Annotated in this window: 17 protein-coding genes; 7 read left to right on the top strand and 10 right to left on the bottom strand. The window is 42.5% G+C overall.

Features of this window, described 5'->3' with window-relative positions; translation table 11 throughout:
* Positions 1-99: 99 nt before the first annotated feature.
* The 5 genes from E2R65_RS02735 to E2R65_RS19550 form a co-directional block, all read right to left on the bottom strand.
* Entirely contained in the window at positions 100-612 is a 513-nt protein-coding gene (locus E2R65_RS02735; RefSeq protein WP_134334935.1) for a GNAT family N-acetyltransferase, read from the bottom strand.
* Between the two features lie 46 nt (positions 613-658).
* Positions 659-994, bottom strand: a complete 336-nt coding sequence (locus E2R65_RS02740) for a cupin domain-containing protein (RefSeq protein WP_134334936.1) — start codon at positions 992-994, stop codon at positions 659-661.
* 10 nt (positions 995-1,004) lie between these two features.
* Positions 1,005-2,273 (bottom strand): metallophosphoesterase, encoded by a 1,269-nt coding sequence (locus E2R65_RS02745; RefSeq protein ID WP_134334937.1) that lies wholly within the window; start codon positions 2,271-2,273, stop codon positions 1,005-1,007.
* A 141-nt stretch (positions 2,274-2,414) separates the two neighbouring features.
* On the bottom strand, positions 2,415-2,669 hold the full coding sequence (locus tag E2R65_RS02750) for a hypothetical protein (protein WP_134334938.1): 255 nt from the start codon (positions 2,667-2,669) through the stop codon (positions 2,415-2,417).
* Positions 2,670-2,711: 42 nt separating this feature from the next.
* Positions 2,712-2,873 carry a hypothetical protein gene (locus tag E2R65_RS19550; protein WP_158285199.1) on the bottom strand — a complete coding sequence of 54 codons (162 nt, stop codon included), beginning with the start codon at positions 2,871-2,873 and terminating at the stop codon, positions 2,712-2,714.
* A gap of 304 nt (positions 2,874-3,177) precedes the next feature.
* Between E2R65_RS19550 and E2R65_RS02755 the strand changes: the two genes are divergently transcribed.
* From E2R65_RS02755 to E2R65_RS02770, 5 genes are all read left to right on the top strand, one after another.
* Positions 3,178-3,639, top strand: a complete 462-nt coding sequence (locus tag E2R65_RS02755; protein WP_134334939.1) for a VOC family protein — start codon at positions 3,178-3,180, stop codon at positions 3,637-3,639.
* 357 nt (positions 3,640-3,996) lie between these two features.
* On the top strand, positions 3,997-4,149 hold the full coding sequence (locus E2R65_RS19555; protein WP_158285200.1) for a hypothetical protein: 153 nt from the start codon (positions 3,997-3,999) through the stop codon (positions 4,147-4,149).
* Positions 4,150-4,209: 60 nt separating this feature from the next.
* Complete coding sequence (locus tag E2R65_RS02760; protein ID WP_134334940.1) at positions 4,210-4,854, top strand: HAD family hydrolase; 645 nt, start codon at positions 4,210-4,212, stop codon at positions 4,852-4,854.
* Between the two features lie 48 nt (positions 4,855-4,902).
* Complete coding sequence (locus tag E2R65_RS02765; RefSeq protein WP_134334941.1) at positions 4,903-5,562, top strand: MBL fold metallo-hydrolase; 660 nt, start codon at positions 4,903-4,905, stop codon at positions 5,560-5,562.
* A 103-nt stretch (positions 5,563-5,665) separates the two neighbouring features.
* Positions 5,666-6,466, top strand: a complete 801-nt coding sequence (locus E2R65_RS02770; protein ID WP_134334942.1) for an alpha/beta hydrolase — start codon at positions 5,666-5,668, stop codon at positions 6,464-6,466.
* Positions 6,467-6,630: 164 nt separating this feature from the next.
* Here E2R65_RS02770 and E2R65_RS02775 read toward each other — a convergent pair whose 3' ends face one another.
* The 4 genes from E2R65_RS02775 to E2R65_RS02790 form a co-directional block, all read right to left on the bottom strand.
* Positions 6,631-7,830, bottom strand: coding sequence for an ROK family protein (locus E2R65_RS02775; protein ID WP_134334943.1), 1,200 nt, complete (start codon positions 7,828-7,830; stop codon positions 6,631-6,633).
* 119 nt (positions 7,831-7,949) lie between these two features.
* On the bottom strand, positions 7,950-8,414 hold the full coding sequence (locus tag E2R65_RS02780) for a GNAT family N-acetyltransferase (RefSeq protein WP_134334944.1): 465 nt from the start codon (positions 8,412-8,414) through the stop codon (positions 7,950-7,952).
* Between the two features lie 97 nt (positions 8,415-8,511).
* On the bottom strand, positions 8,512-10,908 hold the full coding sequence (locus E2R65_RS02785; protein ID WP_134334945.1) for a glycoside hydrolase family 3 N-terminal domain-containing protein: 2,397 nt from the start codon (positions 10,906-10,908) through the stop codon (positions 8,512-8,514).
* A 101-nt stretch (positions 10,909-11,009) separates the two neighbouring features.
* Entirely contained in the window at positions 11,010-11,744 is a 735-nt protein-coding gene (locus tag E2R65_RS02790) for a hypothetical protein (RefSeq protein WP_134334946.1), read from the bottom strand.
* 70 nt (positions 11,745-11,814) lie between these two features.
* Here E2R65_RS02790 and E2R65_RS02795 point away from each other — a divergent pair, with 70 nt between their 5' ends.
* On the top strand, positions 11,815-12,303 hold the full coding sequence (locus tag E2R65_RS02795) for a DUF2147 domain-containing protein (protein WP_158285201.1): 489 nt from the start codon (positions 11,815-11,817) through the stop codon (positions 12,301-12,303).
* 80 nt (positions 12,304-12,383) lie between these two features.
* Positions 12,384-12,845, top strand: a complete 462-nt coding sequence (locus tag E2R65_RS02800) for a DUF2147 domain-containing protein (protein ID WP_134334948.1) — start codon at positions 12,384-12,386, stop codon at positions 12,843-12,845.
* A 70-nt stretch (positions 12,846-12,915) separates the two neighbouring features.
* On the opposite strand, the gene E2R65_RS02805 is transcribed toward E2R65_RS02800, so the two are convergent.
* Positions 12,916-13,488 carry a YceI family protein gene (locus tag E2R65_RS02805; protein WP_134334949.1) on the bottom strand — a complete coding sequence of 191 codons (573 nt, stop codon included), beginning with the start codon at positions 13,486-13,488 and terminating at the stop codon, positions 12,916-12,918.
* Between the last annotated feature and the right edge of the window lie 69 nt (positions 13,489-13,557).

The following is a 13,557-nucleotide window of genomic DNA, read 5'->3' on the forward strand; positions in this document are numbered from 1 at the left end:
AAAGTAGATTTTACTTAAAAGAATTTTAACTATTTTAACGGTATAGCCACCACCGCCTTCTTAAAACATGTGCTGATTTGTAAGCTTACCTTTGTGAAACTAAATAAGTTTTTTCTCCAGCTTATACATCTCCAGCGGCTGCTTTAATATACCGTTCCTTTCGGTTATATTCAGCGGCAACACCTGGCCGGTTTTGGTGTAACCACGCCTTTGATACCAGGCTAAAAGTTCGGTACGCGTGGTGATAACAGTCATCACAATCGTGTTGAGGCCGTTACTGCGGGCATAATCTTCGGCTGCTGTTAATAGCTGCCTGCCCAAGCCATTGGCTTGTAATAATGGCGATACGGTAAGCATACCCAAATAAAGTTTATCGCTTTGTTTTTGCAGGTAAACACAACCGGTTATGCAGCCTTCTTCATTAGTATTTTTAAGGATAACCGCGTTAGGGTCGCTCATTTGCTCGATGATTCCTTCGCTGTCTATCCGCTGCCCATCTATCATGTTAGCCTCGGTTGTCCATCCTTTTTTAGAGATCTCGCCACGATAACCGGAGTTAACCAATGCTACAAGCTCGGGCACATCTGTAACGGTAGCAGGTATAATAGCCATGCAGTAAATGTATTAAATTGGCAATGGATCACTAAATATACATTACCTATAAATTACGGTAATCTTCGCGCACGGGGCTAAATACATCTATCAGTTTACAATCGGTAATAGCCATACCGCTGTGGCGTACATTTGGTGGGATCACCGCAAATAAGCCGGTATCCAGCATCTGTACTTCGCCATCCACTGTCAGTTCAAACTCCCCCTCTATCACAAAAGATAACTGCTCCTGTATGTGCTGATGATCGGGCACGCTGTTACCTGCTTTTACTTCAATAAAGTTAATGGTATTGTTGGCTGTGTGTATCAGTTTAGAGAAAAAGCCCGGAGCAATTTCCTTTACCGGAATATCTGAGAATTGACGAAAAATAGCAGTATTCATATCTTTTGATTTAGGCAATAGCCTTCTTTTTTTTGAGGGTGATCACCGTTATTTCCGGCCAGATGCCCAACCTGCCAGAAAACGCCAGGAAGCCGAAGCCGCGGTTTACATAAAGATAACGATTATTACGGTTTATTAAACCGGCCCAATCCAGGTAACGGTATTTTACCGGGCTCCATTTTAAACCTGCCGCTTCTATCCCAAACTGTGCACCATGCGTATGGCCGGATAGGGTTAAATGAACATCAACCGGGTGGTGGCGTACCTTTTTTTCCCAATGGGTTGGATCATGCGAGAGCAGTATCTTAAATGCACTCAAATCGGCGCCTTTTAAAGCACGGTCAAGGTCGCCTTTTTGTACAAAGCCCTCTCCCCAGTTCTCTACCCCTATCAAAGCTATTTTTTGCCCGCCCTTTTCAAGCACAACATTCTCATCAAGCAGCAGGCGGTAACCCAGTTCGGCATGGTGGCGCTTAAGTTTGGCCAGGTTATCGCGCTTTTCCTGCTCGCTATCCCATTTGATATAGTCGCCATAATCATGATTGCCCAGTACAGAGAACTGCCCGAAAGGTGCTTTGATCTGCCCGAAACGATCTATATACTGTTCAATTTCCCATGCCGCGTTGTTTACCAGGTCTCCGGTAAAAACAAACAGGTCAGACTGTTGGGCTTTTGCCAGATCAATGCCGCGCTGCATAGCCCTTACATTATCAAAGCTGCCGGAATGAATATCAGACAGCTGGGTTATGGTAAAACCGTCAAAAGCATCAGGCAACTCATCATAGTAAATGGTTTTGCGATGTACCTTGTAATCATATTTACCCCTTACCATTGCATAAAAAAATGATGTAAAAGGGATAGCGGCTAAAAGGATGGCAATTTCGCTGATAAACTTACGCCGCGACGGGAAGTACGTTTCGCCGGTATTACCGTTGGTAGTTACGGCATGCACAATACCATATATAAAACGCCCCAGATCGCCCAGCGAAAGTACAATTACAAAAACCAGCTTGGTTACAAAAAAAGTCAGGAATAAACTCAGCATCCACTCGTGGAAAGGTGTCATCCCCTTGGCAGTTCCAAAGCTGCCAAACCCGATCAGGAAAACTGCTGTAACGCCAACAGAGATGAGCAAAAAACCCCAGGTAACCATTAAACGCGCAGGCCGCGATTGCCAGTCGGCCGTTAGGGTACGTAAACCATTGAATACATACCAGTCCATCAGCAGGGTAATTGCCGAAATGATCAGGAAAACCTTAAAAAAACCGCCTCTTTGCATTTATATTTAACCTTTAGGCCGCAATATAAAAAAGTAAAGGTAATTGGTTTGTAAAATCAGCCGGTGCGCAATATTATCCGGATTGCTTAAAATAAGTAACGGGCAAAAAAAAGCCCCTGCCTGTTTAGCAGGGGCCTATTATTAATAATGCCTTACTACAACGTGCCTGCGATGCGGGCGATAATAAGCCCGCCTCACCACCACTGCATTGTGGCGATAACGGGGCCGGTAATGGCGCCTGTTCACCACAACCACACGGCGTTCTACCGGGCGTTCCACAACCACGGTACGCGGGGCGGGGGTGCCAATATGGGCCCTTACTACTACTTGTGCTTTTGCACCTTCAACGCCCAAAAGGGCAACAACCGCTATGGCTAAAATTTTTAAATATTTCATAATGCTTAAATTATATTGTTAAAGGATGATTTGGTTTAATGATTAATAGCGCCCATCATGATCGTGGTTATCATAACGGTGGTCATGCCGGTAGCGGTCGTTATAATACCTGCCCCTATGGCCTCTGTTTTCTATCGAACAACCGGTTAATACCGCAGCGCCAAAAAGTAGTAACGCCATCATTTTTACAATTTCTTTTTTCATGGCTTTATGTTTTAATTATGTTTATTTAAATATTAAACTGTGCCATCAGTGCAAAGTTTAATCCGCCCGGGCAAGTATCACCAAGTTGTTACATAGTGACGTATAAGTAAATGAAACATGCAAGGTTGGTGTATATAGCCAGCTACATTTTTAAATCGGCAGTATCAATAAGTTATTCAAAGGATCATCGTATTAATTACACCAATCCTGGTGTGTTTGTATGCAATTACCTGAATTTACACTGCAATACCTGCGATAATTATTTGCAATGTGTATCTTTAAAACAAGTTTATAATTGTAAAATATGTTATCATTAAATATTTTGAAAAACGGCTTTTGTAAAATTGCTTTTGTACTATTAATTTGCTTGCCGGTTGCAAGCCAGGCGCAGGCGGTATTTAACCATGCAGCACTTTGCTCAAAAAACCTTAAAAAAAGCAACGAATTTTATACTTCGGTTTTAAACCTTAAAATAATACCAAACCCTTTTAAAGATACTGTACATACCTGGTACAATATTGCACCAAACGTTGCTATGCATGTTATACAAGGCAACTGCTCGCCTGCCCTAAAACTTATAGGCGACCATATTTGCTTCAGCGTGCCATCCATCACTAAATTTACAGCCCTTTTAAATGATAAAAAAATTGTTTACCGTAACTGGAAAGGCATTGCAGGCCAGGTTGAACACAGGGTTGATGGCGTATCGCAGGTTTATATTCAAGACCCCGACGGATACTGGATAGAAATTAATGATGCGAAATAATTTTTACCGGTTTAATTTTTTTCGCTTACTTCACAACCGGAAGGAATAAAAATCCGTATATCATGCTATGAAGGGCTATGTTACCATACCTAAATCCATTTATTGCAAAATCTGTAAACAGTGTGGTTCGAGGCCTATTATTGCGCTTACAGATAGTGCTGGCTATGTGGTAAAATGCCCTAAGGATAACGCACACTACCAAACCCAGGCGGGCTTAATTGATATTGAGGACTGGAATATCCATAATACCATTTTATATGAAAATTATAAAGTTGGATAATTGATTGCACCAGCTTATTAAACCTTTTACATGCTTCATGGTCACATAAACAAGAAATCACACTAACATTGTTTACCATGAAGAACGCAATTAAAACCATATTAACCGATCTTAACCACGTATTTGTTAAAGGCGAATCAAATAAAGTAGAACAGGCAAGGGTATTTTTATTGCTCATTATTCCTGTAATGTCTGTAATTTATAGCCTGGGCGAGTTTCCGCGTTATTAATATACCAGGCAAACTATCTGCTAAAAATAATCTGCTATTTTTGCGGCAGAATACCGCATCATGGAGAGCTTAAAAAATAAATTCGATAGCATCATATTTGATTTGGATGGTACCCTTTGGGATAGCACCGCAACGGTTGCTAATGCCTGGCAAGCCGCCCTCAAATTATCGCCGCATACAACAGATGAAGTGATGACACAAGAACGCGTGCGCTCTATTACCGGTATGGCGTATGATAAGATATTTGAAAAACTGTTTCCCTATTTAAACCACCAGCAACGCCAGGAGGTTATGCAGCTATGCTCGGTAAGCGAGCTAAACATATTGCATAAACAAGGTGGTACGCTATACCCAAATCTGGCCGGCACTTTAGCCAAACTTAGTCAGCATTACAAGCTATATATTGTAAGTAACTGCCAAAAAGGATACATCGAACTGTTTCTTGACCAGCATAACATGCACCCCTATTTTTTGGCGCACCAATGCTACGGCACAAAGGGCAAACCAAAAGCAGATAATATATGTGATATCGTGACCGATAACAACCTTAAAAAACCAGTTTATGTAGGTGATACGATGGGCGATTACGATGCAGCTACCCAGGCAGGTGTCCCTTTTATTTTTGCAGCCTACGGGTTTGGCACAGTAAAAAACGGGCAGGTGGCAACCATCCATAATTTTGATGAACTAACAGCCATTTTATAACATCAAACCTTTTTAAAAGCGGTAAGTTATAATTACACACCGCTTGTTATGAAGATCACCAAATACCTGCATTCCTGCCTTGTTTTTGAATTAAACGGCTTTAAATTACTGTTTGACCCAGGTAAGTTCAGCTTTGCCGAAGGCGAGGTTTCGCCGCAGATGTTTGCCGATGTACAGGGTATAGTTATCACCCACATCCACCCCGACCATCTGGATATAGAAAATCTGAAAAAAATTATTGCCTTAAGCAATGCGACGGTGTACACCAATACCGAGGTTGGCAATGCTATTACTAAAGCAGGCATCACTTTTAATTTAATAGAAGAAGGCGTTTACCCTATTGGCCCTTTTAAATTGCAGGCGTTCCCGGTACAGCACGAACCTTTGCTGGATAACCCCATCCCGCAGATGACGGGTTTTATCATTAACGATAAAGTATTGCACCCGGTTGATTCTATGGAGGCTAAATTAACAGCGTACCAGGGCATAGAATTACTTTTAATGGTAACCATGGCCCCCTTTACCAACGAACTGCGCATAGCCGCATTTGCTGATATCGTAAAGCCAAAACAAATACTGCCTGTACATGATGGCTACGCTAAAGCATTTTTTATTGAACAACGCTATCAAAATTACAAAAAGCACTTTAGCCGTTCCGGCATTAAATTCAACGAAATATACCAGGTTGGCGATAGCATAACCATCTGATAATCAATTTTCAAAACTTATATGAATGCTTTTTATTTTCTCACAGAGAAAATAATTAAACCTTTGGTATGTTTTTGGGTGGATCAATGAAAAAAAACCATCTATGAAAACGATCCTATTTATTCATGGTATGTTTCAAAACCCAAAAAGTTGGGATAACTGGGTAGATTACTTTACCCGTATAGGCTATAATTGTATTGCACCGGCCTGGCCAAGGCATGAAGGGGAGCCTGAAGACCTGCGCAAATATCCGCCAGAGAAGCTGGGCGATCTGCACTTAAAAAAGGTTATTAAAAATATTGAAGCATTAATAACAGTACAAGATGAGCCACCTATATTAATAGGCCATTCTGTTGGCGGCCTGATAGTGCAGCTGATGGTTGCCAAAGGCATGGCAGATTCAGGAGTAGCTATCAGTTCGGTTGCGCCAAATGGCATGCTGGCGTTTGACTGGGGTTTTATGAAAAACAGCGCACTTATTGCCAATCCGTTTAAAGGTAATGAACCGTTTTTTACTGATCTGGAGACTTTTCATGCTGCCTTTTGCAACACGATGAGTTTAGAGGAAGCCAAATTGGCCTTTGAAGAAACAGCCACGCACGATAGCCGCAATATTTTGCGCGATTGCATGGGAGAAGAGGGACAGATTGATACCGCATTACCGCATGCGCCACTGTTATTTATTGGCGCCGAAAAGGATGAGATCATCCCGGCTGAACTTTGCGAACGTAATGCCAAAGCCTACACGGATGATAAAAGTATAGCTGATTATAAGGAGTTTGCCGGCCGCACACACTGGATCTGCGGGCAGGATGGCTGGCAGAAAGTTGCCGCTTATATTTCCAAATGGCTTGAAATACATGAAAGTGCTAAATACCCTACCGAAAGTATTGGCTATAACTAAGATCTTTTAGCAGAATGGTTAGCCCCCCATGAGGCCTGTTGTGTGGCGCATGGGGGTTTTTTGTTTTTAAGTATTCTGCTGATTAGTTTAGCCCCCTAAATAATGTAGGGAAGTGAAAAATTCAATGGAATCACTACTAATAATCACTAATAGCACGCAAAAAACTACTTACCCTGTTCTTCTTTGTCAAAGTGTTCCATCACCAACACAGCCGCACCAATAAGTTCGGCATCGAAACCTAAAGATGATATCAGTAATTCGGTACCTGATGCCAGGCGCGGGATACTATATTTATGCAGTGCCTGCTGTATGGGGGCCATTAAAATACGGCCAACCTTTGCCCCGCGGCCACTTAATACAATATTTGCCGGGTTCATGATATGGATAAGGATGGCCAGCGCCTTGCCTATTTTATAACCGGCATCTGTTAAAAGTTCAATAGCAAACTGGTCGCCCTGGTTGGCAGCTTCCATCAGGGCATCGCCCATTAATTTTGATTGCCCGTTATGTGGCTTAAGGCTGGTTACGCGGCCTTTTTTTATGCCCTCTTCGGCCTTTTCGGCTACAACCAGCATAGATGCTTCTGCTTCTAAACAGCCGCGTTTACCGCAAAGGCATAGCGCGCCATTATCTGATAGCGGGATGTGGCTCAACTCGCCTGCAAAACCGTTGTATCCGCGAAAGATCTTGCCATCTATGATCATCCCCAACCCTATACCCCAGCCCAGGTTTATCACCATCACTTCCTGCTGTGAGCGGGCAATGCCAAACTTTTGTTCGGCAAGCGCTATCAGGCTGCTATCATTATCTATATAAGTGGTTATACCTGTTTCCCTGCTGATATATTTGCTCAGGCTTTCACCACCGGCGTCCATATAAGTATAGTTGATCCCTTCTACTGCATTGATAAAGCCGGGCATGCCTATACCAATACCCGCAATCTTCTTTTTAGGGATCCCGCTTTCTTCTATGTAATTGTTCAGGTGGCTTATCAGTTCGGCAAGGGCATTATCGTTGTTATGCAGTTTAAGTTCTACAGTGGCCATTTCGGCAACCGGGTTATTATTCAGATCGATGAGCTGTATGCGGGAAGATAGCTGATCCATAGCCACTGCCAATATAAACATGGCATTGGTATTAATGGCATACATTAACGGCCTGCGGCCACCGCTTGACGGGGCATACCCCTGCTCTATTACAAAACCTTCTTTTATCAGTTCGTTTATAGCTTTCGCTATTGATGGGATGCTTTTATCAAAAAGCTGGCTTAATGCTGCACAAGACATCGCCTTATCAAAATATAATCGTTTAATGATCATATTTTTTAGCCAGCCGCTTTTTACCCCGGTACCCTTTATCTCCATTAAGTATCTGTTACCTTTAAATAGTTCAGGTTAATTTCTTGCTATAAATCTATAAAAAATGCTGCAAACTACAATAAGTTGATGAACTTTTTAAAATTGTAATTTAATTAATCAGCCGTTTAGGATAATCCCATTCTCATTTTTATCATGTGTCTATTGAAACCTGCTTTTTCATAAGCTTTAATAGCAGAGGTGTTTTGATAATACACCTGCAGGCTGAATTCGGTAACACCCTGCTTAACCGACCATTCTTTCAACGCATCAATAATCATTTTATTTACCCCTTTACCACGGTGCTGCGGCAACACATACATAAAGCCCAGGTAGGCGTGCTGCTGATGTTTTAAATAGATCTTAGAAGTTTCGATACGCGAATAGCCACTGCCAATTAACCCGCCGTTCAGTTCGGCCACTAATAAGTAAATATGCGGGGCGGTGATAAACTCGTTCAGGTCGTAATAGTTAATATGCCCATCCTTTAGGGTTGGGTCAAACGGCCTTTCTGCGCTGATAACGCCCTGCTCAAATTGGCGCAATGTATCTATATCGGCTATTGTTGCCGGGCGGATTGTGATATTTTCCATATGATCTTGATATGCTGAGGGAACCCAGTCGAAACGTTTTGGCATCAGTTATTTGTTAAAAAAAATTTGAACATTAATTGCTTATGGATATTAAATTCTACTCTACCGTAAACCCTTTCTTCAACTTGATATCTTCTGATGATGCGCCAATCCACACCTGGAAGGTACCGGGTTCAACGGTCCAGTTCATATTTTTATCCAGCAGGGCCAGGTCATCCGGGTGCAGGGTAAAGGTTACGGTTTTCTTTTCGCCTGGGTTTAAGCTTACGCGTTCAAAGCCGCGCAGGTCGTACTCATAAGTGGTTACCGTGCTGATATCATCTTTTAAATACAACTGTACCACATCATCCCCTTTACGCTGGCCGGTATTGGTTACATCAACGGTAACAGTAACGTCACCCTGCGACTGACCTTTTTGGGGAGACACCTGCAGGGTGCTGTATTCAAATTTGGTATAGCTTAAGCCGTAACCAAACGGGTACAACGCGCCGTTAACACTGGTTTTACCCCAGCTGTTTGCCCCACCCTGCCCTGCCTGCGAGTTGGGTTTAAACGGAAAGTTAAACTCTATCTGCCCGGTTGTTTTAGGGAAGGTAATGGGCAGCTTACCGCCGGGATTATTATCGCCAAAAAGTGTTTCGGCAATTACCTGCCCGCTTTGTACGCTCGGGAACCAGGCCTCTAAAATGGCAGGCACATATTTATTTTCCCAGTTGATAGTTAGCGGCTGCCCGTTTATCATCACCATAACTACCGGCTTGCCCGTTGCCTGCAAAGCCTGTATCAGCTTTAACTGGCGGCCCGGGAGGTTTAAACCCGTGCGCGACAGACTTTCGCCCACCCTATCCACATCTTCGCCTACAACGGCTATAACAACGTCTGATAGCCTGGCCTGCGCTACTGCCGAATCTATGCCTGCCTGCTCCTGCGCGGTTAATGGTGTTTCAATGATCTCGCTCTCCGGCCAGGTGGCATCCACCATATCACATCCTTTGGTATAGCTTACCTTACTGTTAGTGCCTACGTAATTTTTAATCCCATCCAGCGCGCTGATAATCGGGTTATGAGACGGGCCATAACGGCTTATAGCATAATTACTTTCTACCGCCAGCGGGCCGGTTACCAATATGTTTTTGTATTTGCTTTTATCTAAGGGCAGCAGGTTATTTTCATTCTTTAAAAGCACCATGCTTTCGCGGTTCATCTGCAGGCTCATCTGTGCATCAGTTTTAGTGTGTACTATTTTATCAGCAGCTTTAGGATCTTTAACATAGGGGTTATCAAATAACCCTAACCGGAACTTTACCCGCAATACATCTGCTACGCGCGAGTCAATTGTTTTCATGGAGATCTTATTTTCTTTGATCAGTTCGCGCAGGGGCAGTACAAAGGTTTGCGGCATGGTAAAGTTGGTACGCACGTTTAGCCCGGCCTCTACCGCCTGGCGTACGGCTTCCTTATAATCAATAGCTACTTTGTGTTTAGAGTATAGATATTCCACCGCCTCGCTATCGCTTACCACATATCCCTGGAAACCAAATTTCTGGCGAAGCAATTCGGTTAAAAAATAATAGCTGCCGGTAACGGGCACACCATCCCAATCGTTATAACTGCTCATTACCCCCATCGGGTGCGCCTCCTGTATCACACGTCGAAACGGGTACAGGTAGATCTGGTGCATCTCGCGCGGGGCCACATGCGGGTCTGTACGGGCACTGCCATCACGGCCACCCTTGGGCACACTGTAAACGGCATAATGTTTAAGCGTTGATGCCACGCCCTCCTCCTGGATGCCCAGCACCATTTGCTTACCCATTTCTGCTATCAGGAAAGGGTTTTCGCCATAACACTCTACCACACGGCCCCAGCGCTGGTCGCGGGCAGGGTCCAGTATCGGGGCATAAATATTGGTATAGCCTAATGCTTTGGCTTCGCGGCCAACGGTTTGCCCGGCGCGGCGTACCAGTTGCTTATCCCAGGTACTGCCAATGCCAATGGGGGCCGGTAAAGGCGTTGCGCGGTCATGATTAAGGCCGTGGATGCCCTCGTTGGTAAAATCAACCGGGATGCCCATACGGGTTTCTTCTACAAACCACTTTTGTATCGTATTGATAGCCGATGCATGTTTGCTGAAAGGGTACGAGTATTGTGTAGGCGCATCATCTGTATGCGAAGTAAGATTATTGAGTTCCTCATCAATATTGGCAATACCGTCCTTCCAGATCTCATTCTTCCAACCGGCTACGGGCATCTCGTCTTTAAGCACACGCTTATAGCCGTAAAGCGTTGCCATCTGGCAGGTTTTCTCCTCAACGGTCATCTGGCCAAGCAGATCGCCAATGCGCTTTTCGATATTTTGTGACGGATCCTCAAAAACATCCATACGGCCGTTCTTGTTAAAATCCACCCAGTTTTTATGATATATATTTTTTTGTTGTGCCGATGCAGACAGGGCAAACCCCAGCAAAGGCAGCAGCAATGGCAGTTTTTTCATACAGGTGAGGTGTATTGGTTGGTTTACATCTCAAATATATAAACTGTGTAGCAGATACACTACTACCTGTTAAACAATTAACGATAACGTTTTCGGTGGAATTATTTGATGATGTATTCGTAAGTATATGTATAACTTAAATTGTTAGCCTTATCTGTAAATACTGCACTTACAGGGAAACCATCCGCATTATAAACATAATCGGTTTTAACATCGCCCTGGGTAGTGCTTACTACGTTATTTATATTGGTGTATGGCGCCCCTACCCGTTCTAAATAAAAAACATGCAAATTAGGTGCACCTATCATAGATAAGGGTCCGTTTTTATCATCGTAAACATAGTTCCAAGTATCAGCATCTACCACATTAGTGATAAATATTGTGGTAACATTCCCTTTTGCATCGTATGAATAAGTCAAAGTTTCGTTATATCCCGGGTTAAAAAATTTGCTCACCCTGCCACCGGTTAATTCAAACTTTTTGGTACCTGTACTGCCATCATAATAACTTTCGGTAATATTTACGGCATCGGATGCGTAAGTGTAATTTTGGGTGGAGTAAAGGCTATTGGCGCTGTAATTCTCTACTTTTGCCAGCCTGTTCTGATCGTCATACGTATAAATGTACTTAACAACGCCCGAATTAATGCTGGTTGCAATAAGTCTGTTCTTAGCATCATAAGAGTATTCGTCTATAGCCTGATCGTTGCCTGTACCGCGGGTTAGCTTTTTTAAAAGATAAACCTTACCGATGTTTTTTTTGGGTGCATCTTTTTTGCATGCGTTAAAAGCGAATGTTACAAAAATGATAACTAAAAGGGTATAAAAAAATTTCATTGAAGCTAAGGCGGTTAATTGGTGTTAAACAAATTTAATAATTTTGTAAACAATATCTATATCTGCATTATTGTATGATCTTTACTTTGTATTAAACATCATATCTATGCGTTACCTGTGTTTTTGTGTATTATTTGTATTTAGCTTTTTTAAAAATACTGGGCCGGCTGATACCCCCGCAAACCGTATCTGCGGCAAGTGGGAATCGGCAGAAAAAAACCTTACCGTAGAAGTATATCCCTACAATAATACCTTTAAAGCAAAAATAATACGTTTTACCGGTGGCGTAAGCAAAACAAAGCCAATGGAAACCATTACCGATATTAAAAACCCGGACAAGGCCCTGCGCGACCGCAAAGTGCTTGGCTTAAACGTTGTGGAAGGCCTTACCTACAACAGCGGATCTGACACGTGGGAGAACGGTAAGATATATGAAGTACAAAGCGGCAAATACTGGAATGTCGCTGCATCTTTAACCAAGGATGGCCTGTTAAAAGTAAAAGGTTACTGGCATATAAAGCTGCTTGGAAAAACCATGACCTTTAAACGGGTACAATAATTCCACTTAAAAAAATTTCTTTTTAGTTATCTATAAAACTGGCATTGCAATTGTTTATATTTAAAGATAATTGCAATAGTATGACAAAACGGTTTTTTTGCAGCTTTTTGGTGATAATGCTATACAGTGCAGCAAATTATGGCACGGCAGGTTTAAACATGTCTAACCAGGTTTGCGGTAAATGGAAATTGGAAGAAGGCAACCTGATTGTACAGGTGTACCGCGAAGGCCAGGAATATAAAGCTAAAATTGTTTGGTTTGATGACCACGATGATTCTAAAGACCTTGATTACTGGACGGATGACCAAAACCCCGACCCAACTTTACGGAGCCGCAAAATACTGGGCATGAATGTGCTGGAAAAACTTACCTACAACCCTACTACCAACACTTGGGAAGACGGCATTATATATGATGCCAAACATGGCAAACATTGGAATTCATCCGCATACGTAACTAAAGAAGGCCTGCTTAAGGTAAAAGGATACTGGCATTTTAAGTTTATGGGTAAAACTCTAACTTTTAAGCGGATAGAAGGATAACTATCTGTTAATAATAAAAAAAGGGGCTCCTGATGATCAGGAGCCCCTTTTTTATTGGATTATGAAAAAATTATTGTTTCAAGAATTCGCCGCTTGCAGTAAGTTCAACTTCATCGCTTAACATTGGTGAGCCATATTTGCTGCCGAAGTTAAAATCTGTACGCTTGATGGTACCTGTAATTTTAAAACCAGCATCAGGGCCTTTTGTCATCGGGTTAGTTACCGTACCACGGTACGTAGCATCTAAAACAACCGGTTTGGTAACACCGTTTAAAGTTAAGTTACCGCTAACTTTATATTTATTTGTACCGGCTGGCTTAACGCTTGTGCTCACAAAAGTTAAGGTTGGGTATTTAGCTACGTCAAAAAACTCAGGAGATTTCAGGTGACCGTCGCGGCGTTCGTTATCTGTGCTTACCGATGCAGTATTTGCACTAAAAGTATATTTTGCATCGCTAAAATCTGGTTTTGCAGCAACGATGGTCGCATCAAAATCTTTAAAGTTACCATCCACATCAGATACTGCTAAGTGAGTGATAGAGAATTTTACCTGTGAGTGGGCTTTGTCAACTTTCCAGGTGCTTTGTGCAAAAGCAGTTTGCATAAATAATGCCGCTGCAGCTAAGGTTAAGATCTTTTTCATTGTGTTTTTTGTCTGTTTAATTATTTTATATGGCCAAATATAGATAAAGGTTTTAAATGCCGTTCATAA

The sequence above is a fragment of the Mucilaginibacter phyllosphaerae genome, assembly GCF_004378255.1.
In the GTDB taxonomy this organism is placed as follows: domain Bacteria; phylum Bacteroidota; class Bacteroidia; order Sphingobacteriales; family Sphingobacteriaceae; genus Mucilaginibacter; species Mucilaginibacter phyllosphaerae.